This window comes from Arthrobacter sp. V1I9, assembly GCF_030817075.1.
Taxonomy (GTDB): domain Bacteria; phylum Actinomycetota; class Actinomycetes; order Actinomycetales; family Micrococcaceae; genus Arthrobacter.
The window spans coordinates 2974753-2999949 of sequence record NZ_JAUSYU010000001.1 but is presented as its reverse complement, the minus strand read 5'-3'; the positions used below and the strand labels follow the sequence as shown (position 1 = coordinate 2999949).

The 25197-nt window shown below is 65.3% G+C and carries 20 protein-coding genes, 1 tRNA gene, 2 pseudogenes and 2 riboswitches; of the genes and pseudogenes, 16 read left to right on the top strand and 7 right to left on the bottom strand.

Annotated features, from left to right (window positions below):
* Nucleotides 1-5: 5 nt before the first annotated feature.
* A complete protein-coding gene (locus QFZ70_RS14020) occupies nucleotides 6-863 on the top strand; it encodes a DUF3027 domain-containing protein (protein ID WP_373461595.1) in 858 nt (285 codons plus the stop codon).
* Nucleotides 864-997: 134 nt separating this feature from the next.
* Here the strand turns inward: QFZ70_RS14020 and serC are convergent, their stop codons facing one another.
* Nucleotides 998-2128: a phosphoserine transaminase gene (serC, locus tag QFZ70_RS14015; protein WP_307096474.1), complete on the bottom strand. Its 1131-nt coding sequence runs from the start codon at nucleotides 2126-2128 to the stop codon at nucleotides 998-1000.
* A 277-nt stretch (nucleotides 2129-2405) separates the two neighbouring features.
* On the opposite strand from serC, the gene QFZ70_RS14010 reads away from it, so the two are divergent.
* From QFZ70_RS14010 to QFZ70_RS13965, 10 genes and pseudogenes are all read left to right on the top strand, one after another.
* Nucleotides 2406-3101 (top strand): metal-dependent transcriptional regulator, encoded by a 696-nt coding sequence (locus QFZ70_RS14010; RefSeq protein WP_307096473.1) that lies wholly within the window; start codon nucleotides 2406-2408, stop codon nucleotides 3099-3101.
* A 118-nt stretch (nucleotides 3102-3219) separates the two neighbouring features.
* A riboswitch (cyclic di-AMP (ydaO/yuaA leader) is annotated at nucleotides 3220-3464 on the top strand.
* 10 nt (nucleotides 3465-3474) lie between these two features.
* Nucleotides 3475-4296 (top strand): M23 family metallopeptidase, encoded by an 822-nt coding sequence (locus QFZ70_RS14005; RefSeq protein ID WP_307097886.1) that lies wholly within the window; start codon nucleotides 3475-3477, stop codon nucleotides 4294-4296.
* A 112-nt stretch (nucleotides 4297-4408) separates the two neighbouring features.
* Nucleotides 4409-4604: riboswitch (cyclic di-AMP (ydaO/yuaA leader) on the top strand.
* A 70-nt stretch (nucleotides 4605-4674) separates the two neighbouring features.
* Nucleotides 4675-5397 (top strand): C40 family peptidase, encoded by a 723-nt coding sequence (locus tag QFZ70_RS14000; protein WP_307096471.1) that lies wholly within the window; start codon nucleotides 4675-4677, stop codon nucleotides 5395-5397.
* Nucleotides 5398-5559: 162 nt separating this feature from the next.
* Nucleotides 5560-6351: an NlpC/P60 family protein gene (locus QFZ70_RS13995; RefSeq protein ID WP_307096469.1), complete on the top strand. Its 792-nt coding sequence runs from the start codon at nucleotides 5560-5562 to the stop codon at nucleotides 6349-6351.
* 259 nt (nucleotides 6352-6610) lie between these two features.
* Entirely contained in the window at nucleotides 6611-7111 is a 501-nt protein-coding gene (locus QFZ70_RS13990; RefSeq protein WP_104044659.1) for an HNH endonuclease, read from the top strand.
* Between the two features lie 43 nt (nucleotides 7112-7154).
* Nucleotides 7155-7802, top strand: a complete 648-nt coding sequence (locus QFZ70_RS13985) for a molybdenum cofactor guanylyltransferase (RefSeq protein WP_307096467.1) — start codon at nucleotides 7155-7157, stop codon at nucleotides 7800-7802.
* A gap of 15 nt (nucleotides 7803-7817) precedes the next feature.
* On the top strand, nucleotides 7818-8111 hold the full coding sequence (locus tag QFZ70_RS13980; RefSeq protein WP_307096466.1) for a DUF6457 domain-containing protein: 294 nt from the start codon (nucleotides 7818-7820) through the stop codon (nucleotides 8109-8111).
* Entirely contained in the window at nucleotides 8108-9487 is a 1380-nt protein-coding gene (locus tag QFZ70_RS13975) for a molybdopterin molybdotransferase MoeA (protein ID WP_307096465.1), read from the top strand. Before QFZ70_RS13980 ends, QFZ70_RS13975 begins: the two co-directional genes overlap by 4 nt.
* Before the next feature lie 30 nt (nucleotides 9488-9517).
* Nucleotides 9518-10405, top strand: a complete 888-nt coding sequence (fdhD, locus tag QFZ70_RS13970; RefSeq protein WP_307096464.1) for a formate dehydrogenase accessory sulfurtransferase FdhD — start codon at nucleotides 9518-9520, stop codon at nucleotides 10403-10405.
* A 180-nt stretch (nucleotides 10406-10585) separates the two neighbouring features.
* Nucleotides 10586-13625 (top strand): annotated as a pseudogene (locus QFZ70_RS13965) (alpha-mannosidase).
* Between the two features lie 192 nt (nucleotides 13626-13817).
* Here the strand turns inward: QFZ70_RS13965 and QFZ70_RS13960 are convergent.
* Together QFZ70_RS13960 and QFZ70_RS13955 are read right to left on the bottom strand one after the other, a co-directional pair.
* Nucleotides 13818-14588 carry a hypothetical protein gene (locus QFZ70_RS13960; RefSeq protein ID WP_307096462.1) on the bottom strand — a complete coding sequence of 257 codons (771 nt, stop codon included), beginning with the start codon at nucleotides 14586-14588 and terminating at the stop codon, nucleotides 13818-13820.
* The gene (locus QFZ70_RS13955) at nucleotides 14585-15322 is read right to left on the bottom strand and encodes a hypothetical protein (protein WP_307096461.1); all 738 of its coding nucleotides are present in this window, start codon (nucleotides 15320-15322) and stop codon (nucleotides 14585-14587) included. The genes QFZ70_RS13960 and QFZ70_RS13955 overlap by 4 nt, the downstream gene beginning before the upstream one ends.
* Nucleotides 15323-15566: 244 nt before the next feature.
* On the opposite strand from QFZ70_RS13955, the pseudogene QFZ70_RS13950 reads away from it, so the two are divergent.
* Nucleotides 15567-17211, top strand: a pseudogene (locus QFZ70_RS13950) (ABC-F family ATP-binding cassette domain-containing protein).
* On the top strand, nucleotides 17208-19121 hold the full coding sequence (locus QFZ70_RS13945; protein ID WP_307096459.1) for an ABC transporter ATP-binding protein: 1914 nt from the start codon (nucleotides 17208-17210) through the stop codon (nucleotides 19119-19121). The pseudogene QFZ70_RS13950 and the gene QFZ70_RS13945 overlap by 4 nt, the downstream one beginning before the upstream one ends.
* Here the strand turns inward: QFZ70_RS13945 and QFZ70_RS13940 are convergent.
* The 3 genes from QFZ70_RS13940 to QFZ70_RS13930 form a co-directional block, all read right to left on the bottom strand.
* The gene (locus tag QFZ70_RS13940) at nucleotides 19118-19540 is read right to left on the bottom strand and encodes an NUDIX domain-containing protein (RefSeq protein WP_307096458.1); all 423 of its coding nucleotides are present in this window, start codon (nucleotides 19538-19540) and stop codon (nucleotides 19118-19120) included. The genes QFZ70_RS13945 and QFZ70_RS13940 overlap by 4 nt on opposite strands.
* Nucleotides 19537-20016: a DUF6314 family protein gene (locus QFZ70_RS13935; protein ID WP_307096456.1), complete on the bottom strand. Its 480-nt coding sequence runs from the start codon at nucleotides 20014-20016 to the stop codon at nucleotides 19537-19539. Before QFZ70_RS13935 ends, QFZ70_RS13940 begins: the two co-directional genes overlap by 4 nt.
* Nucleotide 20017: 1 nt before the next feature.
* A tRNA-Arg gene (locus QFZ70_RS13930) sits at nucleotides 20018-20090 on the bottom strand.
* Between the two features lie 83 nt (nucleotides 20091-20173).
* Between QFZ70_RS13930 and QFZ70_RS13925 the strand changes: the two genes are divergently transcribed.
* Nucleotides 20174-20941, top strand: coding sequence for a DUF998 domain-containing protein (locus tag QFZ70_RS13925; RefSeq protein WP_307096454.1), 768 nt, complete (start codon nucleotides 20174-20176; stop codon nucleotides 20939-20941).
* Between the two features lie 28 nt (nucleotides 20942-20969).
* Here QFZ70_RS13925 and QFZ70_RS13920 read toward each other — a convergent pair whose 3' ends face one another.
* A complete protein-coding gene (locus QFZ70_RS13920; protein WP_307096452.1) occupies nucleotides 20970-21602 on the bottom strand; it encodes a hypothetical protein in 633 nt (210 codons plus the stop codon).
* Between the two features lie 32 nt (nucleotides 21603-21634).
* Between QFZ70_RS13920 and QFZ70_RS13915 the strand changes: the two genes are divergently transcribed.
* The gene (locus QFZ70_RS13915) at nucleotides 21635-22465 is read left to right on the top strand and encodes an inositol monophosphatase family protein (protein ID WP_307096451.1); all 831 of its coding nucleotides are present in this window, start codon (nucleotides 21635-21637) and stop codon (nucleotides 22463-22465) included.
* A gap of 78 nt (nucleotides 22466-22543) precedes the next feature.
* Nucleotides 22544-25042 (top strand): DNA helicase PcrA, encoded by a 2499-nt coding sequence (pcrA, locus tag QFZ70_RS13910; RefSeq protein ID WP_307096449.1) that lies wholly within the window; start codon nucleotides 22544-22546, stop codon nucleotides 25040-25042.
* Nucleotides 25043-25197: the final 155 nt, after the last annotated feature.

Genomic DNA, 25197 nt, shown 5'->3' with positions numbered 1-25197 from the left:
CCCTCATGAACCCGGAAGCTGATCAGCAGGACCCGGAGTACACAACCGCCGAGCCCGGCGGCTTGGAGACAACGGCCCCGGAGTCACTGGATCCGGTGTCGATGGTCTCGGAGACGCTGGACGTCGAGTTGGTGGACCCGGTGTCGGTGGACCCGGCATCGGTGGACCTGGTGGCGCTGCAGGCAGGTGCCGCAACGGGCGGGGGCGCCGGCATTGCTCCCACCGCTGCGGGCCTTTCGCCTGCAGGCCCTGCGCCGGCGACGGCCAAAACGGCCAAGCCCCGCGCCGGGGTGCCTGTTTGGCGGACCGGCAAGCCGGACGCCTTCCTCGCCGCTGCCGCGGACACGGCACGGACCGCCATTGCCGGCATCACTGCGGCGTCGGACATTGGGCGGCACCTTGCAGTCAAGAGCGAAGGCGACCGCCTGGTGACACACCTCTTCGAGTGCAGGCTGCCCGGCTACGCAGGCTGGCAGTGGTTCGCCGTGCTGACACGGAACTCGCGGTCCAAGGTGGTCACGGTCAACGAGCTCGGTCTCCTGCCGTCCGAGGACTCCATATTGGCCCCGGAATGGGTTCCGTGGGCAGAACGCGTCCGGCCGGAGGATGAGCAGGAACAGGAATCCGGCGAAGCCGACGCCAATCAGCCGGAAGCCGGCGCGCACGAAGACGACGCCCACCAGGCTGACACGCCGGAAGCTGCCGCCGCCGAGCCCGCTGACGGCGTTGCTGCTTCGCTGGACGCAGTAGGCAGCCTGGACGGTGAAGGGCTGGAAAATGAAGCGCTGGAAGGTGAATCCCGGGAGGCTGAAGCCGAAGACGCGCAGGAACAGCGCGCAGGGCGCGACGCCGGTACAAATTAGCGCCCGGAGCCGCGCCCAGGCGCGGAAACTGAGCTACGACGCACAAACGGCGCCGGTCGGGCAGAACCCGGGCGGCGCCGTCGGACGTTAAAGCCGGTGCGTTGCGGTCAGCCGAGGTGGCCCCGCAGTTGCGATTACTTGCGCAGTTCGCCCACTACGTAATCGATGTTGGCCAAAAGGGCCGAAACGTCGGCTGGCTCAATTGCAACAAACGTTGCGATGCGCAGCTGGTTGCGGCCGAGCTTGCGGTAAGGCTCGGTGTCCACAATCCCATTGGCGCGCAGGACCTTGGCCACCACTGCCGCATCCACTGTCTCGTCGAAGTCGATGGTGGCGATGACGTTCGAGCGCTCGTCCGGGTTGATGACGAACGGAGTGGCGAACTCCGATGCCTCAGCCCAGCTGTAGATACGGCCGGCAGAATCTGCCGTGCGCGCGGAAGCGAAGTCCAGGCCGCCGTTAGCGTTCAACCACTGCACCTGCGCGTCCAGCGTGACCAGGGTGGACAACGACGGGGTGTTGTAGGTCTGGTTCAGGCGTGAGTTGTCGATGGCCGTCTGCAGGTCCAGGAAATCCGGGATCCAGCGGTCGCTGGCCTTGATCCGCGCTGCGCGTTCCAGGGCCGCAGGGGAGAACAGGCCAAGCCAGAGCCCGCCGTCGGAGGCAAAGTTTTTCTGCGGGGCGAAGTAATAAACATCGCTCTGCGCAACATCAACATCCAGACCGCCGGCAGCAGACGTGGCGTCGACGAGCACCAGTGCGCCCTCGTCTGCACCGGCAACACGCTGCACGGGGGCTGCGACGCCGGTGCTGGTCTCGTTCTGCGGCCAGGCGTAGACGTCTACACCCGCTTCGGCCCGGGCCGAGGGGCGGGTGCCGGGCTCAGACTTGATGATGGAAGAGGCGCCCAGGAAGGGCGCCTTGTTGGTGGCCGCGGCGAATTTGGAGCCGAACTCGCCGAAGGAAAGGTGCTGGGCCTTGTTTTCCACCAGGCCGAAGCTTGCAATGTCCCAGAACGCCGTGGAACCGCCGACGCCGAGTACCACTTCGTAGCCTTCGGGGGCGCGGAAGAACTGGCTGAGGCCCTCGCGGACGGAGCCAACGAGGTTCTTGACCGGGGCCTGCCGGTGGGACGTACCCAGGATGTTCTTCGACGCCGCGGACAGCGCATCAATCTGCTCCGGCCTGACCTTGGACGGCCCGGCGCCGAACCGTCCGTCCTTGGGCAGGAGGTCGGCGGGAATAGTGATGCTGGTTTCGCTCACAGGTGCTCCAGTTTCGGCATGGACACGGCTTTGGTCCGGACGGGTGTTGATGGCCGGCAGTCACTGATGGCTGCTGCCAGGGCCTCCCTCATTCTGCCTTGTTGGGCTGTATCGGCGGGAACCGGAACCGTCATAGTCCAGCCAATGAGACGGTCCTGCGGGCGTCGGCAACTATTCGGACAAAGTCAAAATAGGCTAAGCTTTTCCACGGACTACGTCGCAGTGAAGGCGATACGGTGGGACAACGCAAGGTACTGCGCTCGAGGAGCTGAGCTGGATGACGGATCTGATCGATACTACGGAGATGTACCTTCGGACCATTCTGGAGCTCGAGGAAGAGAACATCGTTGCCCTGCGTGCGCGTATCGCCGAAAGGCTGCGCCACTCCGGACCTACCGTCTCCCAGACCATCGGCCGAATGGAGCGGGACGGCCTGGTGGTCGTCTCGGGCGACCGCCACCTGGAGCTCACCGAGACGGGCCGGAAGCGCGCCACGGAAGTGATGCGCAAGCACCGTCTGGCTGAGCGGCTCCTCGCCGACGTGATTGGGCTGGACTGGGCCTACGTCCATGACGAGGCCTGCCGCTGGGAGCATGTGATGAGCGAGCGGGTGGAACGCCGTATCTACGAGATGCTTAACCACCCCACCGAGTCTCCGTACGGGAACCCGATTCCCGGGCTGGCCGCCTTGGGCGGGCTGCCGTCCCCGGGCTTTGCCGACGGAGCCATCAGCCTCCTGGAAGCGATGAAGTCCTACGGGCCCGCCTCAGCCGTGACTATCAGCCGGCTTGCCGAGCCCATCCAGGTGGAGCCGGAACTGCTCTCGCAGCTGGATGAGGGCGGCATAAGGCCGGGGGCTGCTGTGTCGCTGGAGCGGGTGGGGGACTACATCTCCGTCCGGGTTCCCGGCATCGAAGGGGCACTTGAGCTGCCTCCGGAGGTGGCCGCGCACGTGTTCGTGGCCGTCCGCTAGCGGGCTGGCCCGCGCGCCTCGCTACCCCATGTGAGGTGGGTTACGCAAAGATAACGGAATTGTTACTTTGGGTGTTAACCCTCTATAGTTGAACCGAAGCGTTGATATTAAAGCGTTACCTGATCTGGAGCCGAGCTCTGCCAGCGGATCAGGAGCATGAGTCGTAACTGGCAGAGGCGGGGGAACCACAAGCGGCAGCCGGGGGACTGCCTTGGGGTGAAGTCCGTCAGCAGCAAGCCTCTTCCAGCGAAGGAATCCCTCCGGGGATATCTCTGTGCCGAAGCTTGCTTACGGCGGACCGGGTCTTTGAACTCTCTGACCCGAATCCGACAGCTAACTTCGCAGGCTTTCCAGAGAGGAACCCTTCTTGACCATGCACAATTCCAGGGGACGCCGCCGCGCGGCGGTCCCTGCTTCGACACCGCGCGTTGTCGAAGTCATCACCTCGGAACGCCCCCGCGATCCGCACCGTGATGCGCGCCGGCGTCGGGGTCCATTCCGTCAAATCACCGAGTTCGCTGCTGCCAGCGGCATCGGCCAGAAGGCCGGCGTCGCCCTGGCCGCCACCGGACTGGTGCTTACCGTGACCGTACCGGCCACCAGTCCCGTGATGGCCACGGATGCGTCAGGGAACTCTCCTGTTGCCGCGTCCGCTGTAGCCCCACAGCCCAAAATTTCCGCGGAAGCGGAGGCCGAAATCGACTTCAGCCGGTCCGCCGTGGTCACCGAAGCGGACCCGGACGGGAAGCTCAAACAGCTGCTCAGTGCCCAGTCTGCGGGCGCCATCACCCGCGCCGCTTCCACCGGAAGCCTCGGTGCCCCGCTCGCTGCATTGAGCACTGCCTCACCCTTTGGCTACCGCGTCAGCCCCATCACGGGAGGCTCCGGTGATTTCCACCGCGGACAGGATTACGTAGCCCAGTGCGGCACCTCCGTTCTGGCTGCGGCCACCGGAACCGTTACCTTTGTGGGCTGGCACGAGTACGGTGGCGGCAATCGCGTTGTAGTGGACCACGGCAACGGCCTGGAAACCACGTACAACCACCTCTCGTCCTTCAGTGTGAAGGAGGGGCAGACAGTATCCCGCGGGGATGTTGTGGCCCTCAGCGGGACCACGGGAGCCTCCACAGGCTGCCACCTGCACTTCGAGGTCCAGGTCAACGGCGAAGTTGTTGACCCCACTGGCTGGCTCTAGTCAAGTGACGGTGAACTATCAAATGATGTTGACCTGCCGTGACCTGAATGTGACATTCAAGCAAAACTGCTGTACCGTCTAACTCGCGTCAACTTTTCCGAAGTTGACGCTCTTGTGCGGATTGCCTAACTCTGCCACCGCTCAAGGTCCGTTCGCATTTCATCGTCTGGCAGGGGCGGGGGAACCAATTATGGCCTTCAGTTTGAAGGCCTTGGGGTTAAGTCGCAAAAGCTTCCCAGGAAGCCGCGCGGCCGGGTGACTCCCATCCGAATCCGACAGCTCACCTCGCAGGCATTGGGAGAGGCTACCTTCGTGTCTTCACGCCATAATTCTGCGCGCCACCGTGCGCAATCGGTTCGTACCAACCCCCTGGACACCATGTCCAAGGCTGTTAGTGCCAATGCCGGGACAGTAGGTCGCCAGGCTGCAGTTATCGCTGCTGCGTCCGGCCTCGTCCTGACCTTGGGCCTGCCGGCCAACGCGGCGGACACCACCGCTGGTGTCTCTGCTTCCACCGAGTCAGGGTCCGCGCAGTCGGCCCTCGCGGTCACTGCGGCACCCACGGCTACCGTGTCCTTCGAGCGTCCGGTGGTCAAGACCATCGCAGCTCCCGTGCTGGAGCCGGTGACTGTCCAGTCAACTTCTGATGACGATGACACGGCCGCGGCCGTGGACACGGACACCGTTTCCACAGAGTCCACCGCTACGGCTTCCACAGAGACCACCGCAGCGGCAGCAGCAGAGAAGGTCGTGGCCACCGCGTCCTCGGCTGCCACCTCCGGCATTGCGGCCATCGCCTACACCGGCATCGGCAGCCCGTATGTGTGGGGCGGCACCACCCCCAGCGGCTGGGACTGCTCCGGCTTCACCCAGTGGGTTTACGCCCAGGCCGGCATCAGCATCCCCCGCGTCAACGCCTGGACTGCGATGAAGCCCACGTCCACGCCGCAGCCGGGCGACCTCGTCATGCAGAACGGCGGTGCGCACGTCGGCATCTACGTTGGCAACGGCATGATGATCAGCGCCTTGAACCCCTCGCAGGGAACGCTCCTGCACTCGGTAGCTGCTACCGGTTCCTCCGCGTTCTACACCATGAACTAGTTCTTCGACCTTACGGTCCAAGGGCTTTTTCTTTGCCCAAACGCTTTTCGCTAAATCACACATCCCCGTTCGGGGCGTGCCGGCGTACCCCCAAGATGCCGGCACGTCCAGTCACCTTTGGCTGCCTACATGCGGTTTGAAGGAAAACGAAAGAGAGAACTGATGACTACTCGTGCAACCGCACGGCACCGCGCCGAGGTCACCAAAACCAACTCGCTCGCCATCATTGCCAAGGCTGTCGGCGACAACGCCGGCGGCGTAGGACGCCAGGCAGCTGTCATCGCAGCTGCTTCCGGTCTGGTCCTGACCAGCGGCCTGGCTGCCAACGCTGCTGACGCCAACGTTCAGCGCGACTCCGCTCCGGCTTCCACCCTGGAAGTTGAATCAACGGTTGAGGCTCCCATCTCGGCTGCTTCCACCATTGCCATCACCTTCGAGAAGCCTGCCGTGACCACCACGCCGGCTCCCGTTGTGGAAGCTCCGGAGCCCGAGGTTGAGGTTGAGGTTCAGGAAGCAGCTCCGGCTCCCGCTCCTGCGCCCGCTCCCGCCGCAGAGACGGCCGCTGTTGCCAAGGTGACCGCCACGGCTCCGGCCGCTGCAGCCCCCGCCGCTCCTGCCTCGGCAAGCGGCAAGGGCGCAGCCATACTGTCCGCCGCCTACGCCCAGCTCGGCGTTTCGCAGGACTGCACCATGCTGGTGACCAACTCCCTGGCTGCCGTGGGCATCAACTTCCACGACTGGCCTGCCGGTTACCTCTCCCTGGGGCGCACCGTGAGCGCTGCCGAGGCTCAGCCGGGCGACCTCATCTACTACGCCGACGGTGGTTCCGGCATGGCCCACATCGCCGTCTACGCCGGCAACGGCCAAGCGGTGCACGGCGGCTACAACGGCAACCAGACCGTTGTCTTCAGCGCCAACGTGGGCTCCGGCCCGGTGTTCATCCGCGTCAACTGACATCCCTGCAGCCGCGCTTAGCGGCTGATCAAGACGCATCAGGACCCCTGCCCTTACAGCGGGGGTCCTGCCGGGTTAAACCCCGGGTCCATCTGCCCGGGGCACTAATTCCGGCGGGACACGGCGGCCCGGGTGACAGGAATTAGCTGATAGTGCACTTCTTTGTTTACTCTTGTGGTGTCGATCCATAGCCCGGACCACGCCGAGGGCAGCCGGCCCTCGTGCCCCTGACCGGGTGCGGCCGTGAAGAGGTACGTGCATGCGCACTCTCGTTCTGAATGCTGGATATGAACCGCTGGCGGTTATTACTTTCCGCCGGGCGCTGGTGCTTGTGCTCACGGGCAAGGCGAGCGTTGTGGCTGAAGGGGACGACCCCGTAGTGGGTCCCCAGGAGATTTTGGGCCGCCCGTCCGTGATTCTCCTGAACCGCTACATCCGCCCCAGATATAATCAGTCCACTGCTGTGAGCCGGCGCGGGGTGCTGAGACGGGACGGGCACAAGTGCGCCTACTGTGGAAAAGCTGCCCACACCATCGACCATGTCCACCCCAAGTCGCGCGGGGGCGCGGAGTCCTGGGAGAACCTGGTGGCCGCCTGCCTGCGGTGCAACAACGTCAAAGGTGACCACACACCGGCAGAAATGGGCTGGAAACTGCGGTTTGTCCCTGAGCCTCCGCATGGCACCATCTGGCAGATCAAGGAACTCGAGAAGCCCACGCCCGCTTGGGATCCGTTCCTGCTGCCTGAGCGCGCTGCCTGATCGGGGTAGGTCGCCTTCGCCGTCCCCGGACTAGGCTGGGGGAGTGGAGCAAAACCGGTTGGACTTCGACGCCGTGATCCTGGCCGGCGGCCGGTCATCCAGGCTGGGCGGGGTGCCCAAGCAAGGGCTGGTCTTTGAAGGCGCCACCCTCCTGCAGCAGTCGCTTGCCGCGGCCTCCGGGGCGTTCCGCACAGTAGTGGTGGGTCCGGACGCCAGCGCTCTCCCGGCAGGTGTGCTCTCCTGCCGTGAGCAGCCGGAATTTGCAGGACCCGCCGCGGCTGTGGCTGCTGGCCTGGCGGTTCTGGCCCAGGCCGGAAACGAAAGTGCGTACACCCTGGTACTGGCCTGTGACATGCCCCGGATCTCGGCTGCCGTGGAGGTGCTGACGGAGGCACTGGAATCGCGGGAGTTCCAAGTTGACGGACTCATGGCCTGCGGCGAAGACCGCAGGCCCCAACGGCTGGCCGGGTTTTACCGCACAGACAAGTTAAAAAGGGCGGCCGAGGAACTGGCGTCGCAGGACACCTTAATCAACGGCTCCATGCGTGCACTCCTTGCTAGTCTGGACCTGCAGCTTGTCACCGTCCCCACCGGTTCCACGGATGATGTGGATACCTGGGATGATGCCGCCGCACTAGGAGTTGACGCCGGGATCCGGGACGAGTTCCAGGACCGGCGCGGCAGCAGTTGAATTGGGAGGCAGTTCGTGAAAAGCCAGGATGAGACGCTGGAAGAATGGTGCAGGTCCCTGCTCCAGGCCTATGAGCTTGAGGACGTCCAGGTGGACGTCAATGCCATCCTCGCCCTCGCCGGTGTAGCGGCCCACTCCGTTGTACGGCCGGCGGCGCCACTGACAACTTTCATCGCCGGGTACGCCGCAGGCCTTGCCTCAGCGGCCGGACGCAGCACAGATGCCGCTTCGATGGAAGGCGCCCTGGCCGTGGCACGTTCCCTGGCTGCCGACTACGATGCTGAAGCCGCCGGGACTCCCGGCGAATGACCGAGGAGCCCGGGGAAGAACGGAGTTCAACCGACCTGCCGGAGGCGCCGCGGCACCTGGCCCACACCTGGGAGGAGGCCCGGCTGGCCGCTTTCGAGGCGGCCACGCCAATTCCTGCCGGTCCTGTTCCCCTGCATCTGGCGCTCGGGCGCAGGCTGGACCAGGACATCGTGGCACTGCAGGACATACCCCACTACGCCTCCTCTGCCATGGACGGCTGGGCGGTCAACGGGACCGGGCCATGGATCCTGGCGGAACCCGGGAACAGGCTGGCGCCGCACCAGGCGAGCCCCATCGTTACCGGCGGGCTGATTCCGCCGGGCGGAAAAGCGGTGCTGCGCAGCGAGAGCGCTGTGCTGGACAAGGACGAGGACGGCTTGCCTGTCCTGGTTACCGGAGGGAGCGCCCGGCCCGGCGAGCCGCGCAACGGCCAGCACATCCGCAAAGCCGGGGAGGAAGCCCTGGCAGGTGACGTGCTGGTCAAGGCAGGAGCGAAGCTCAATCCTGCCCATCTCGCATTGGCTGCCCTGGCCGGCTACGACGAGCTGCAGGTCCAGGGCAAACCCCTGGTCCGGCTGCTGCTCACCGGCGCCGAAGTTATCAACCAGGGCGTGCCCGTCCCCGGTAAGGTGCGGGACACTTTCGGTCCACAACTGCCGGCAGTCGTGGACATGCTGGGAGGAATAGCAGGGGAACAGCAGAGGATCGGGGACTCCTATGACGAGTGGCTGACCGGCCTGGAAGACGTTGTGCCTGAGGCGCCCGGGGCTCCGGACCTGCCAGCCGACGTCGTCATCACCACGGGCGGGACGGGTCGCTCAGGTACGGATCATCTCCGCCGGGCAGTGGCAGAACTGGGCGGGCGGCTCGTCATCGACGGGATCGCCATGCGACCCGGGCACCCGGCTGTCCTGGCGGAACTGCCGGACGGCCGTTTTGTACTCGGCCTGCCAGGAAATCCGCTCGCCGCGATGATGGCGCTGGTCACCGTAGGCGCACCGCTGCTTTCCGCGTTGGGCCACGGCAGCCTGCCTGAGGTCCAGGAAGTGTCCTGCGGAAGCATGATCGAACCAGACCCCGGGCGCACGCGACTGATGCCGTTCCGGCTCCTCTACGGCATGGCATCTCCGGCCCGGCACACCGGCCCGGGCATGATGCGCGGGCTGGCGTCGGCCGACGGTGTTATGGTGGTGCCGCCGCACGGCGTCCAGCTCGGCGAGCTGGTGCCGGCCGTTGCCTTGCCCTGGGGGCCACCCATCCCGTCCGCTGCTGAATCTGCCGGCAAAGCAAAGCCGAGGAGCGCCGCGCGGCCGGGCAGGACGGCTCCCAAGGCGGCCGCCAGCGGCCCCGTGGACTGGAGCGCGCTTCTTGGCTGATGATGGACTAATGAATAGGCAGGTGTGGGAATGGGCCGCGTGACCCAGCGCCGGAAGGTGCACAAGTATGTCCTCGACGGTTCGCCGAAGGCCCTCGAGTTTCCGGTGCGGCACCGTGAGGATGTCCTCGCCGTCGAGGAGCCGTTGGAGATCCGGCTGGGCCAGCTCTCCTTCTCTGTCACCATGCGGACCCCCGGTGACGACTTTGACCTGGTGGCCGGCTTCCTGGTGTCCGAGGGCATCATCTGGAGCTCCGAGCAGCTCGTGTCACTGCGTTTCTGCGCAGGCGAAGATGAAAATGGCGTCCAGACCTTCAACGTGGTGGAAGTCCAGCTGCGGCCTGACGTGACAGTCCCGTCCATCGGCCGCCACATCTACACGTCCAGCTCCTGCGGCATCTGCGGTACTGATTCAGTGGAGTCCGTGCGGAAGTCCTCGCGCTACAGCCTGGCGGACGATCCTCTCAATATCGACGCCGAGGTCCTGGCCTCGCTGCCGGGGCTCCTGCGCAAATCGCAACGGCTCTTTGAGGACACCGGGGGAGTGCACGCTGCCGGCCTGTTCAAGATCAAGGACGACGGCGGCGTGGAGCTTTTGTGCCTCCGCGAGGACGTAGGGCGCCACAACGCCGTGGACAAGGTAGTGGGCTGGGCGCTGCGTGAAGGACTGCTCCCGCTCCGCGGCACCGTCCTCCAGGTCTCAGGGCGGGCGTCCTTTGAACTGGTGCAGAAAGCGGCGCTGGCGGGAATTCCCGTGCTCGCTGCCGTCAGCGCCCCGTCAAGCCTCGCTGTGGAACTTGCGGAAGCCAGCGGCCTGACGCTGGCCGGTTTCAGCCGGGGAACCAGCCTCAATATCTATGCCGGCGACCACCGGATTGTCAGGCCCGTGGCCCAGGTCCCTGCCAGCGCACGTCCCTGACCCGCCGCGTCCCTGACCCCGCCCCGTACTGCCTTCCGTATCCGCGGCAGGTCACCTTTTCAGGAAAACGCTTTATTGGGGATGTTATCCGCAGGCATTGGCGAGTAAGCTACCAGCGGGTAGTTTTATCCACCGAATGGACACGATGGTCCATATTCCCAGCGCTGAAGAGGGCCAACATTGCATGACGATCGCCGGATCACGGAAGTCCGCCTCGAAAGATTCGTCCGCGAACGCATCACCCCAGCCGTGTACAGCCGGAGCCTCCCCCTCACCCTGAGCAGCTGGGACGTGCCGGACGAACCGGTCCCGGCACTCGAGGCTATGCGGCAGAACTTCCAGCCGCAGGAACACTGCGCTCCCTGGGGAAAGCCGTGGGGTACCAAGTGGCTCCGCCTCCAAGGCGAAGTTCCCGAGTCCTGGGGCACGGAGCCGGATACCACCGTCGAAGTCGTGGTTGACCTCGGCTTCACCATCGAAGTGCCCGGTTTCCAGTGTGAGGGCATTGCGTGGCGCGCCGACGGCACCATCATCAAGGCCGTGTCGCCCCGGAACCAGTACATTCCGCTGAAGCTGCTGGGAGGCGGCATGGCAGTGGACTTCTATGTGGAGGCTGCCGCCAACCCTGATGTCGCCCAGGGCTGGACGTTCGCGCCCACCCCGTACGGCGACAAGTCGACGGCCGGAACAGCGCCCCAGTACAGGCTGGGAAACATAGCCATCGCAGAGTTGAACCAGACGGTCTGGGAACTCCAGCAGGACATCTGGACCCTGTCCGGCCTGATGGCGGAGCTGCCTTTGGAGCTGCCGCGGCGGCATGAGATCCTCCGGGCACTTGAGCGCATGATGGACGTGATGGATCCCGACGACGTCGCCGGAACCGCAACAGCCGGCCGCGCCGTCCTCGCCGAAGTGCTGGCACGGCCGGCGTACGCTTCGGCGCACCAGCTGGTTGCCACCGGCCATGCCCACATCGACTCGGCCTGGCTTTGGCCGGTCAGGGAAACCATCCGCAAGTGCGCCAGGACGTTCTCGAACGTGGTGGCGCTGATGGATGAATACCCGAACTTCGTTTTTTCCTGCTCCTCCGCCCAGCAGCTGGCCTGGATCAAGGAGTACTACCCTGAACTCTTCGGCCGGATCCGGGAGAAGGTGCGGGCCGGACAGTTCGTACCCGTGGGCGGCATGTGGGTGGAGTCCGATACCAACATGCCCGGCGGCGAGGCGATGGCGCGTCAGTTTGTGGAGGGTAAGAGCTTCTTCCTGGCCGAGTTCGGCGTGGACTGCCAGGAAGCGTGGCTGCCGGACTCCTTTGGGTACTCGGCGGCACTGCCGCAGATCGTCAAGTCCGCCGGCAGCCGGTGGTTCCTCACCCAGAAGATCTCCTGGAACCAGACCAACAGGATGCCGCACCACACCTTCAACTGGGAGGGAATCGACGGCACCCGGCTTTTCACCCACTTCCCGCCGGTAGACACCTACAATTCCCAGCTCAGCGGACGCGAACTCGCCCATGCTGAGCGGAACTACCGCGACCACGGCCGCGGCACAGTGTCCCTGGTGCCCTTCGGCTATGGCGACGGCGGCGGCGGCCCCACCCGGGAAATGCTTGCGGCTGCGGCCAGGACAGCGGATCTGGAAGGCTCGCCGAAGGTGCGGATCGGATCGGCGGAGAGCTTCTTCAAGCAGGCCGAGGGGGAGTACCCGTCACTGCCTGTGTGGGTGGGCGAGATGTACCTCGAACTGCACCGCGGCACCTACACCAGCCAGGCCCGGACCAAGAAGGGGAACCGTCGCAGCGAACACCTGCTGCGCGAAGCGGAACTGTGGTGCGCAACGGCGGCCGTCCGGACGGCGGGTTCGTTTGCCTATCCCGCCGCCGAGCTCAAGAGGCTGTGGCGGCTGGTGCTGCTGCAGCAGTTCCACGACATCCTTCCGGGCAGTTCCATCGCCTGGGTGCACCAGGACGCTGAACGCAATTACGGGGCCGTTGAAGCTGACCTCGAAACGTTGATCAGCCAGGCAGCCAAGGCAGTGCTCGGCAACGGGGACCGGAAATTCCTGCTGAACGCAGCACCGCACGCCCGGGAGGGCGTGCCGGCGCTGGCAGCCAGCGAACCGGTGGCGCCGCCAGTACCGGCCCGGGGTGCAGCCCGGGACGCCGGCTTCGTACTGGACAACGGCATCATCCGGGCAGTCCTGGACGCGGACGGTCTGCTCACGTCCCTTCGGGACTACGCCAGCGGCCGTGAGGCAATTGCCCCGGGGCAGCGCGGCAACCTGCTGGAACTGCACCGCGACACCCCCAATGAGTGGGACGCGTGGGACATTGACGAGTTTTATCGGCGCAATGTCACGCCGTTGACATGCGCGGAGTCGGTGCGGCTCATAGACGATGAGGGTGAGGTTGCCGTGGTGGTCGAGCGGATGGCCGGGTCTTCTGCCATCACCCAGCGCATCAGCCTTGCCGCCGGAAGCCCTTCGCTTTCCATCACCACGTCCGTGGACTGGCAGGAACGGGAAAAAGCTGTTGAAGCTTGGCTTCGCACTGGATGTTCGTGCGGACCGGTCTGCGGCGGAGACGCAGTTCGGGCACGTCTTCCGCGCCACGCACACCAACACGTCCTGGGAAGCGGCCAAGTTCGAAATCTGTGCGCACCGCTGGATCCACGTGGCGGAGCCGGGGTACGGCGTTGCCGTTGCCAACTCGTCCACCTACGGCCACGACGTCACCAGGAGCATCAGGGAGGCCGACGGCGGCACCACCACCACGGTGCGCCTGTCGCTGTTGCGTGCACCGAAGTTCCCCGATCCGGGCGCAGACCGCGGACGCCACGAGCTGACGGTCACGGTCCGGCCGGGCGCTGGCATTGCCGATGCTGTCCAGGAGGGCTACCGGACAAATCTTGCTCCGCGGATGGTCACCGGCGCCTCGCCGGTGGAGCCGCTGTTTACGCTGTCCAACCTCGCTGTGGTCATCGAAGCAGTCAAGCTGGCGGAGGACGGCTCCGGGGATGTGATCGTCCGGTTGTACGAATCGCTGGGGCAGCGGTCGGCCGCAAGGCTCACCGCAAACTTCCCGGTACAGCGGGTCAGCGCCGTCGACCTGCTGGAACGCAGGGTCGAGGCTGCCGGCGTGGAAGCCGGCCCGGACGGGGCGGAGCTGCTCCTGCGGCCGTTCCAATTGGTGACCCTGAGGTTTGCCTGCGGGCAGGAATAGACGCCGGCCAGGCGTAGGACGTCGCGGAGGAATACCAAAGGGGCCTTAAATGGCTGAGTGGGGGCGGTCCCCAACGGCCGCCACCACTCATCCCCCCAAAGCGTGCAAAGGCCCCCGGAGGCCGCATTCGTTCAAGAAAGTATCCCCGTTCGTAAACGCCTCAACCCCCACCTTCACACATTCATGATTGTTTCACATTCTAATGTTTTTGTGAAAGCCCGGAAGGTTACGTTTCGGTAGATGTCCTTTTCTGCCCGGGCTCCTGCTGTTTTTCACCCTGGCTGCCCAAATGAGGGCGAGGCCGAGGATGAAGCAGAGCACTGCCGTGTAGTTGACGACGAATTCCAGTGCGCCCCACTCCGGCGGCACTACGGGGAACAGCAGGGTGAGGGCAATGGCCATTCCGCCCAGGGCCAAAAGCCCGGCCGCTAGCCGTACCAGCACGGGAAGCCTGCTGCCAACTGCGCGGACCATGGCTGGAATCAGGACCACAGAGACGTATGAAGGGTAGGCGCGTCCGGCTGCCCCGTAATACTCCACCAGGATGAAGTTGAGCTCGCTTTTGCCTGAGGTCGCCGACAGCCCTGCCGAGGAACCCACCGTGTCCATCAGGAAGAACAGGATGGTCATCACCAGGGAAATGACCAAAAGCACCATCATGCCCAGCCTGCCTGTGATGAGCCGGTAGGCGTGGTCTGCTCCAAACCCCCGGGTCACCCGTATCCCGACGAAGTAGATCGCTGCGAAGATGATGAAGCGCAGCAGCAGGTTGGCGAGGTTGATGCCCCCCAGCGCTGCATCCACCGCCATGTAGGGCGCCTCAATGCTCAAAAAAATAGCCGCGGTCATCAAGGCGAAGATATAAAAAAGGGACCTGTTCTCTCCCCGAAGCGCGCTGGGTATCCGGGCCGCTGCGATGAGGCCGCAGGTGGCCAGCGTTGACCACTGAAGGATTTCGATCATCCCAGGTTCTCCCAAATCTTTTCTGTTTGCGCCTGGTCATGTTCCTGGCGGCGTAAAACTTTGCCCAAGGCCTGCAGCCGGTCACCGGCCAGGACGGCGAGGTCGCCGTCGGACAGGCCGTCCAATGCTGCCTGGCGGGCGTCGGGAGGCCAGCCCGCCTCTTCCTCCGTGATCAAGCCGGTGGCCACCAAGCCGCACGCGGCTCCAACGCCTGCCGCCCGCGCCGTGGCCATGGCCAGCTCCGCTGAAAGCCGGTTGGCAGTCAGTTGCGCGGAGTAGTTTTGCGGGGCAATGCCGGTAGCGGCGGAAACGCGGTGCCGCACTTCGCCGTCGTCAATGGCATCAACCCAGTTCTTGACGGATGTGGCGTGCGGCGCCGGTGACAATGCCGGCGGCTTGTGCCCCGGATCCCCGGCCGGGTCCACCCCGGGCCGTGCCAGCAGAGCACGCAGGAGGTCGGCGGTGGAAATTTGGCTGATCAGCTCGCAGCGGGCAGGCGGCTGTTGGGGGCCGGCCAGTTCCCGGTACGGTTCGAAGTCGGCCAGGGCAGCCACCGGGTTGATGTTGTAAGCGCGGCTGATGCTGACCACCGTGCTTACAGAGACTTTCCCCCGCACCAGCTGCTGGGCCAGGGTGGTCCGCTTGATGCCGGAGATCCTGCAGACATCTGCCGTACTGGCGTCCGGCGCTATGCCTTGCAGCCAGCGCTGGAACGCCTTGGCGGGGAGGGTCATGGACGGCTTTCTGCAGAAAGGATGGTTTGTCGATTTTAGCCTGCCGCTTTCCCGCCGATTTTACCCGCACCCCTGATTCGACTATGCTTGATGGTCGAGCCCGTTGGTCCGTACACCCCCCAAGTCCGGACCAGCGGGTTCTTTTATGTCCGGGCTCCGGGCGCCGTCCTCCTGACGGAATGCAGAGGCTTTGCGGGCCGAAAGGCGCCAGACCTGCTGCGCGCTCCGGTGAAAGGATGGATCCATGACTGCGACCCTCGTTGCGAAGGATGTTTCCGGCGGTCACGACCACCGGCTGCTCTTCTCCGAACTTTCCCTCACCGTCGCGCCCGGTGATGTTGTGGGTGTTGTGGGGGCCAACGGCGCCGGGAAGTCCACCCTGCTGCGCCTGCTTGCCGGCGTCGACCAGCCGCAGGGCGGGACCGTAAGCCTTGCTCCCGCTGACGCCTTTGTGGGCTGGCTTCCCCAGGAGCACGAGCGTGTTCCCGGCGAAACGGTGGCTGCCTACATTGCCCGGCGGACCGGCTGCGCCCAGGCCACAGCAGAGATGGAGTCCACCGCAGAGGCGCTGGGATCCGGCGCGCCTGGAGCCGATGACGCCTACGCACTGGCTTTTGACCGCTGGATGGCTTCAGGCGCCGCGGACCTGGACGACCGCATTCCCGCCGTCCTTGCCGATCTGGGCCTCGAAACGGGTGCCGACGCCCACATGACGGGTTTGTCCGGCGGCCAGGCGGCACGCGTGGCGCTCGCAGCCCTGCTGCTCAGCCGGTTCGACGTCGTCCTCTTGGACGAGCCCACCAACGATCTTGACCTGGCCGGACTTGCGAAACTCGAGGACTTTGTCCGCGGACTGCGCGGCGGGGCTGTGCTGGTAAGCCACGACCGGGAGTTCCTGGCCCGCTGCGTCACCACGGTGGTGGAACTGGACCTGGCGCAGAACTCCGTAGCCGTTTACGACGGCGGCTATGACGCCTTCCTGGAAGAACGTGCAGTGGCGCGGCGGCACGCGCGCGAGAAGTTTGAGGAGTTCGCGTCTACCAAGGCGGACCTGGTGTCCAGGGCGCGCACGCAGCGCGAGTGGAGCTCCCAGGGCGTTCGGAACGCCACTGAAGAAAAGCCCGGATAACGACAAGATCCGCCGCGCCGCCAGCACCGAGTCATCCGAGAAGCAGGCGCAGAAGGTACGGCAGATGGAATCACGGATCGCCCGGCTGGATGTGGTGGAGGAGCCCCGGAAGGAATGGCAGCTCCAGTTCTCCATTGGCAAGGCGCCGCGCTCAAGCGCCGTGGTGGCAACCCTCCGCGATGCTGTGGTGCGGCAGGGCAATTTCACCCTCGGTCCGGTCAACCTTCAGCTCAATGCGGGGGAGCGGATCGGCATTACGGGTCCCAACGGCGCCGGCAAGTCCACCCTGCTGCGCCTGCTTTTGGGTGACCTGGCACCGGAGTCCGGCAACGCAGCCATGGGCGCTTCGGTGGCCGTCGGCGAAATCGACCAGGCCCGCGGGCTCCTGGCGGGCCACCTCGCCCTGGCTGACGCCGTCGAGGCCGTCCTGGTGGACCTGAACCCGGCCGAGGTCCGAACCCTGCTCGCCAAGTTCGGCCTCAAGGCGGACCACACGGCACGGACCGTTGATTCACTGTCCCCGGGCGAGCGGACCCGGGCTGCTTTGGCCCTGCTGCAGGCGCGCGGGGTGAACCTGCTGGTTCTCGACGAGCCAACCAACCATCTTGACCTCCCGGCCATCGAACAGCTTGAGGAGGCGCTGGAAAGCTACGACGGCGCCCTGCTCCTGGTGACGCACGACCGCAGGCTGCTGGAAAACGTGCGGCTGGATGTACGTTGGAATGTGGAGAACGGAACGGTAGAGGAGCAGCAGCAATGAGCATGGAAGGGGTGGCCTGGAACTCCCTGTACAAGATCACCCGGGCCAAGAGCGGTTCCCAACCCTTCTCCAAAGCCACGTTGAAGCGCGTCCTGGGTTTTGCCCGGCCCCACCGCGCCAGGCTGATTGCCTTTGTGGCGTTGTCCATTGTGATGGCATTCCTCGCCGTGGCCACCCCCGTCCTGGCAGGGCAGGTGGTGGACGCCATCGTGGCCAAGGCCGCCGCGGAGGAGGTGTTCCGCCTGGCCGTGCTCATCGCCGTCGTGGCCGTGGCCGAAGCGGGCCTGGGCCTGGTGAGCCGCTGGCTCTCCTCCACCATCGGCGAGGGTGTGATCGTGGACCTGCGCACCCGCGTCTTTGACCACGTGCAGAAGATGCCCATCGCCTTCTTCACCCGGACCCGCACCGGAGCCCTGGTCAGCAGGCTGAACAACGATGTTATCGGTGCCCAGTCCGCGTTCGCCGGCACCCTGTCCGGTGTGGTCAGCAACGTGGTGGCCCTGATCCTCACGCTCATCGTGATGCTGGGCACCTCCTGGCAGGTGACGGTCCTGGCCATGATCCTGTTGCCGATCTTCCTTCTCCCTGCGCGGCGGATGGGTTCCAAACTTGCTGACCTGCGCCGTGAGGCGGCGGAGCACAACGCCGAAATGGGCACCCAGATGACCGAGCGCTTCTCGGCCCCCGGCGCCACCCTGGTTAAGCTTTTCGGCCGCCCGGACGAGGAATCCCGGGAATTCGCTGTCCGCGCCGGCCGCGTCCGCGACATCGGCGTTCGGACCGCCATGCTGCAGTTCACCTTCGTGACGGCCCTGACGCTGGTGTCCGCGCTTGCCCTCGCCCTCGTGTACGGGCTGGGCGGCTGGTTCGCCATCACCGGGCAACTCGCGGCGGGCGACGTTGTGGTGCTGGCCCTGCTGCTCACCCGGCTCTACGCTCCGCTGACGGCACTTTCAAACGCCCGCGTGGAAATCATGAGCGCTCTGGTCAGCTTCGAGCGCGTTTTCGAAATCCTGGACCTCAAACCCCTCATCCAGCAGAAACCGGACGCCGTGCCGGTTCCGGCCGGTCCGGTGTCCGTGGAGTTCGACAACGTCCGCTTCGCCTACCCCTCCGCGGACAAGGTTTCACTGGCGTCCCTGGAGGAGGTGTCCACCCTGGACACCCGGGGCGGGGAAGAAGTGCTGCACGGTATCAGCTTCCGGGTGGAGCCCGGACAGACGGTGGCGCTGGTGGGATCCTCCGGCGCCGGCAAATCGACCGTCGCCCAGCTGCTGGCCCGGCTTTACGACGTGGACTCCGGCGCGGTGCGCCTGGGCGGTACCGCGCCCGGCACCGGGCTGGACCTGCGCGACGCCACCTTCGACTCCCTCCGGGACACGCTGGGCATGGTGACCCAGGATGGCCACCTCTTCCACGAAACCATCGCCTCCAACCTGCGGCTCGCCAGGCCGGACGCCACGGACGAGGACATGTGGGAAGCGATCCGGCAGGCCCGGCTCGAAGCCATGATCCGCTCCCTGCCTGACGGGCTGGAAACGGTGGTGGGTGAACGGGGCTACCGGCTGTCCGGCGGTGAGCGCCAGCGGCTCACCATTGCCCGGCTGCTCATCGCCCAGCCCCGCGTGGTCATCCTGGATGAGGCGACAGCGGCGCTCGACTCCACTAACGAAGCTGCCGTACAGGCTGCCCTGGGTGCCGCGCTCGAGGGGCGTACCGCCGTCATGATTGCACACCGTTTGTCCACCGTTCGTGCCGCTGATGCGATCCTGGTGGTGGAGGACGGCCGGATTGTGGAACGCGGGACCCACAACGAACTGCTGGCTGCCGAAGGCCGCTACGCGGAGCTGTACCGAACGCAGTTTGCCGAGGCGACAGCAGTCGCCCAGGAAGCAGTGCCGGAGTTCTAGCCTTCGGGCCGGGCGCCTGCAGGCCTGGCAGCCAGTTCCGGAAGGATATGGTCCGTCAGCAGCGGGGCGAGGTCCGCGGGCAGTTCGCCATCCAGATCCAGCCACCGGATTTCCGCAATTTCGGCGGACGGATGGGCCTCCCAGGTGCCCGGCGCCAGGAAGACGGTGGCCTCGATATCGGTGGCGGCCTCGTTGGCGGCGTCCGCGATCCAAACCCCCATCAGCTGCAGCTCGCGCGGATCGACGACGATCCCCACCTCTTCGGCCAGTTCCCGGGCCGCTGTTTGTCCCGCGGTTTCCCCTGCTTCCGGCTTGCCGCCGGGATGCATAAACATGGAGGTTCCGCGCTTCCTCACGGTCAGGAGCCGGCCGGTGTTGTCGAAGACGCAGACGGCGGACACCACGATGCGGTCCTTCACGTGTCCTGCCTTTGATACCGGACCAGGCGCGAAGTCAGCAGGAGGTCCTTCTGCGGCCCCGTCACATCCCAGCTGTAACCGAAGCGGTTTTCGTCCTCGTAGGTGTACGCGACGCGGTAGGTGTCGGGATCGCACCAGTGTTGATCCAGGTGAACCTCAGGCGTAAAACTCATGGTGTGGAAGGGGCGGCCGTCCGGGAAAAACACGTCCAGGGCGTCCGGGCAGTCTGTGGTCTTCAGCAGGTATTCCCGGGAGGCGGGGCCGGTGAAGGTGGGCCAGCGCATGGTGCCTTCCTCGCGCGAGGCCAGGCCGCCGTCGTGCGCTTGGACAAAGTGTACGACGCCGGAAAAGGTTCCGCGGGTGCCGTTTGCCCGGTCCAGAAGGTCCCGCTGGATGGTCCAGTGCCCAGACTCCGCAGCAGCGGCCGGGCCGAGCAGATAGGCGCGGAGTGCGAACCCCGGGGGAGGAAAGTTCAAGTGCCCTCGATTGGAATCGAACCAACGACACCGGCTTTAGGAGAGCCGTGCTCTATCCACTGAGCTACGAGGGCGGGCGCCCGATGGATCGGCAAGGCCGGTCCGGCCGGACACGGATACAAGCATACAAGGTGCGGAGCCGTACTACGCTCAAGGCATGAGTTCAGCGCCGTCCGCAGCCAGATCAATGGCGTTCATTCCGGACACCACTTCCACCCGGCAGTACATCGGTGCCTGGTCGGTGTTAAGCGTGCTGCAGTATTTCGCGGCGGAGGCGGCAGTTATTGCCGCGTGGGCCGGACCACGCCCGTATGACCCGCGAACCGGCTACATCAGCGATCTCGGGGCCTTGAACTGCGGCACATTTGATGGCCGGGAGGTCTGTTCCCCGCTGAACTGGCTGATGAATGCCTCGTTTGTGGTCCAGGGGCTGGGGATGTTGCTGGGCGCGCTGCTCCTGAGTTCCGGGCTGCTGCGGGTGGCTGCCATTGCCGGTGCCACTGGGCAGCCGGGCCGGCGGATTCCTTGGCTGGCCGCCGCCGCTGTGCGGGTGCTGACCGGGACGGCGGGAGCCGGAACCGTCATCGTTGGACTGGTGCCCGAGGACGCCGGCTCCGGCTGGCACTATGCCGGCGCCGTCATGTACTTCATCACCGGGGCAGCAGCCCTGCTGGTCCTGGGGATCCTCTGGCTGCGGAAAACCGCCATGGCCTGGCTCATCCTTGCCTGCGGCACCGTATCCACTGCCGCCCTGGTAACCGGCGGGCTGACCCGCATGGCCATACCGGAGCCGGGAACTTTGGAGCGGCTTATGGGCTACCCCATTACGGTGGGAATGGCCACCGCCGGGCTGGTCATCGCACAGCGGGTGCACCGGCACCGGAGGCAGGTCCGCGCCGCTGCAGCTGCCGGGCAGACGCTTTAGGCTTCACCGTCCCTAACCTTCCCCGTCTTCAGGCCTGAGCGTCTTTAGGCTTCCGCGCCCGCAGGAACACCGCAGCAGCCCCCGCCAGCAGGCTGAGGATCAGCAGTGTCCAGCCGGCCACCGTGAGGCCTGAGGCCAGGGCGATCTGGCCGGCGTCGGGCGTTCCCGCTGCCAGCATGCCGTCGATGGCCGCGTTGCCCCAGAGCCGGACCACCACAAACAGCAGGGGGAACGCCCAGAGCGCCCAGCGCAGAGTCTTCCGTGCCACGTTGGTCCCTATCAGCAGCAGCCACGTGAACCCGAAGATCAGCGGGAACAGGGTGCCGGCCGTTTTGTGGACGTAGTTGAGCTGGCCGCGCGCGTCGCCGTCCATGGCGGAGTGCAACTGGCTGACGTAGGCAGGATCAAACCCGCCGATCAGTGAGTCCGGCATGGCAAACCCGCCGGAGAGCTGCCGCAGCTGGTCCAGGGTCAGCAGGTGCAGGTACCAGAACAGGAACAGGCTGGCCACCACGCCGGCGATCAGGATGAGATTGCCGTTGCTTTCGGCTTTCTGCGGCGTCCGCGCGGTGGTGGGGTTGACCACCGGCAGGAGGTGGTGCTGCGGTACAACCGCCTTGGAGCCGTGCTTCTTGATCCGCTGGGCAGGGGTTTTGGCCATGCCACCATTATCCCGCCCCATAAACTGAAGCCATGACCATTGGCCGGCACAGCGCTGTTGAACTTGACCCCTCCCTGGACGACTACCAGCTGGCGGCAGCCCTGGTCCGCGAAGCCGGGCAACTGGCGCTGCTGATGCGGATGGCGGGCCTGCAGTCCGAGCAGAAAACCTCAGTTTCCGACGTTGTGACCGCAGCTGACCATGCTGCAGAGGCATACGTCCTGGAGCAGCTGCAGCGCTGCCGGCCGGAAGACGGCATTGTGGGGGAGGAGGGCGCCTCGGTGCTGGGGACCAGCGGCCGCACGTGGGTCATCGATCCCGTGGACGGCACCTACAACTTCCTGCACGGCTCCACGTACTGGTGCTCGGCCATCGCTTTGAAGGACTCCTCGGATGTGGTGCTCGGTGCCATCTTCCAGCCGGAGGAGGACAAGCTCTGGCTCGGGGGCAGTGCGCATCCCGCCACCTTGAACGGTGAGCCGCTGACGGTGTTCCGCGATCACAGGGGTGCGCGGAACAGTACTGCCGTGGCTGAGCTTGGCGCGGCCACGTACATCCACCCCAGCTGGCTGATGGACCCACTCTGTGCAATGCCCTGGCACGCCGCTGCCACCTCGGCCGCCGCCCTGCGCATGCTTGGCTCGGGCTCCTGCGACCTCGCCCGGGTAGCCGACGGGCAGCTCGGATGCTGGTTCCAGCACAGCTGCCCGGAGTGGGACTGGCTGCCGGGCAAAGCAATTGTCCGTGCGGCCGGCGGGGCTGTGGACACCGTCCGCGTCAACGGCCTGGAGTGGTTCATGGCAGGAGGCACCACGGCGGTACGCGAGCTGCGTGCGGCACTGGAGTCGGGCTCAGTGGCCTAGAAAGTCGGGGTAATCCTGGCCACGTAATCCACAGGCTGGAAGTGGGTGTCGGCCCCACCGCCTAGACTTGTAGGCATCATGGATATGTTGTTTGACCCGTACTCTGACGGACCTTTCAAAGCCGCTCCCGCCGCCGCTGCCCGCACCAAATCGCCTTCGGAAGGCGTAGCTGCGGCTCCGGGAACGGGCGGCAGTGTCCGTGTGGACCGGGCTCCGGAAGGGCAGGGCCACCGAGGCCACCGCCTGGATGCCGCACAGCTCCTGGAGGGTTTGAACCCCCAGCAGGAGGAAGCAGTTAAGCATACTGGCCCGGCGCTGCTGATCGTGGCCGGCGCCGGGTCGGGTAAAACCCGGGTGCTCAGTAATAGGATTGCCTACCTCATTGCCACCGGTCGTGCCCACCACGGCGAAATCCTCGCCATCACCTTCACCAACAAGGCCGCCGCGGAAATGCGGGAACGTATTGAAGTGCTGGTGGGTGGCCGCGCGAAGATCATGTGGATTTCCACTTTCCACTCGTCCTGTGTCCGCATCCTGCGGCAGGAAGCCGCCAACGTAGGGCTGAAATCGAACTTCTCCATCTACGACTCCGCGGACTCCCTCCGGCTGGTCACGCAGGTGTCGAAGGCACTGGACCTGGATCCCAAGAAGTTTGCGCCCAAGGCCATCCAGCACAAGATTTCCGCATTGAAGAATGAACTCATCGATGCTGACTCGTACGCTTCCTCGGCGAACTACAACGATCCTTTCGACCAGGCGGTAGCCGAGGTTTTCAAGGGCTACACCCAGCGGCTGCGCCAGGCCAACGCCATGGACTTCGACGACCTCATCGCGGAGACCGTCTACATGTTCCGGGCCTTCCCGGCGCTCGCCGAGTCCTACCGCCGCCGGTTCCGGCATGTCCTGGTGGACGAATACCAGGACACCAACCACGCGCAGTACGCTTTGGTCCGCGAAATTGTGGGGGAAGGTCCCGGAGCATCCGAGCTCACAGTTGTGGGCGACTCGGACCAGTCCATTTACGCTTTCCGCGGCGCGGACATCCGGAACATCGTGGAGTTCGAAAAGGACTACCCCGAGGCGCGGACCATCAAACTGGAGCAAAACTATCGCTCCACGCAGAACATCCTGAGTGCGGCCAACTCCGTTATTTCGCGCAACCCCAACCGTCCCGAGAAACGGCTGTGGACGGCGGAAGGTGACGGCCACAAGATCGTCGGCTACGTCGGCGAGAACGAGCATGACGAGGCCCAGTTCATTGCCAAGGAGATTGACCGCCTCCAGGATGAGGACAACCTCCGTCCCGGGGATGTCGCCATCTTCTACCGCACCAACGCCCAGTCCCGCTCCATCGAAGACGTGCTGGTCCGGGTTGGCCTGCCGTACAAGGTGGTGGGCGGCACGCGCTTCTACGAACGCAAGGAGATCAAGGACGCCCTCGCCTACCTTCGTGTCCTGGTTAACCCGGACGACGACGTCAACCTCCGCCGGGTGCTCAACGAACCAAAGCGCGGCATCGGAGACCGGGCCGAAGGTGCCGTCGCAGCCCTGGCCCAGCGCGAACGGATTTCCTTTATGGCGGCCGCACGCCGCGCCGAGCAGGCCCCGGCCATGGCCACCCGCTCCGTCAACGCGGTCCTCGGTTTCGTAAAGCTCCTGGACGACCTCGCCGAAGTTGCGGCGGGTTCCGGTGCGGCGGCGGCACTGGAGGCTGTCCTTGAACAAACCGGTTACTTGGCTACCCTCCGCTCCAGCACCGATCCACAGGACGAGTCACGGGTGGAGAACCTGGCCGAACTCGTGGCTGTGGTGCGCGAGTACGAACAGGAGAACCCGGAAGGAACGCTTGAGGCTTTCCTGGAGCAAGTGTCCCTGGTGGCTGACGCCGACCAAATTCCCGATGCCCCGGGGGCGGATATTGATGCGGCCGTTGCAGAGGCGAAGCGGCTGGGCGTCGTCACGCTGATGACCCTGCACACGGCCAAGGGACTCGAGTTCCCGGTGGTGTTCCTGACCGGCATGGAGCACGGACTGTTCCCGCACCAGCGCTCGGCCACCGACCCCAAGGAACTGGCAGAAGAACGCCGCCTCGCCTACGTGGGCCTCACCCGCGCACGCAAGCGGCTCTACGTCACCCGCTCGGAGGTCCGGAGCATGTGGGGGCAGAGCCAGTACAACCCTGCCAGCCAGTTCCTGGAGGAAATCCCCGCTGAGCTCCTGGAATGGAAACGCGAAGGAACCAGCCGGCAGTCAGGCGGCTGGGGCAGTGGATCCATCGGTTCCGGCCGTTACAGCGGGTCCTTTTGGGGCGCCGGAACAGCCCGCGGTGCCGCCGCTGACTCTTCCGCCGGCTTCAACGCAGACGTTCCCGCGATCGTCGCCCGGACCCGGGTGCAGCCGCAGAAGGAAATCGTCGCGGTCAGCGTGGGGGACAAGGTCAACCACACGAGTTTCGGCAACGGAACCGTCCTGGCGCTTGAGGGAGCCGGGGACAAGACCGTTGCCAAGGTGAAGTTCGACATCGGCGAAAAGCGGCTGCTGCTGCGGTACGCCCCGCTGACCAAAGTCGACGCGTAACCCGCGAATGCGGAGAAGACTGTGCTGTGTGGGCGTCACACAGAGGAAGCAAGATACGGCTCCAAAGGCAGCAGGGCAGCCTCAAAAACCGCGGAATTCCGCGGTTTTTCTACGCTCCATAGAATAGTGTCCTTACTCACATAAGCGGTAGTCTT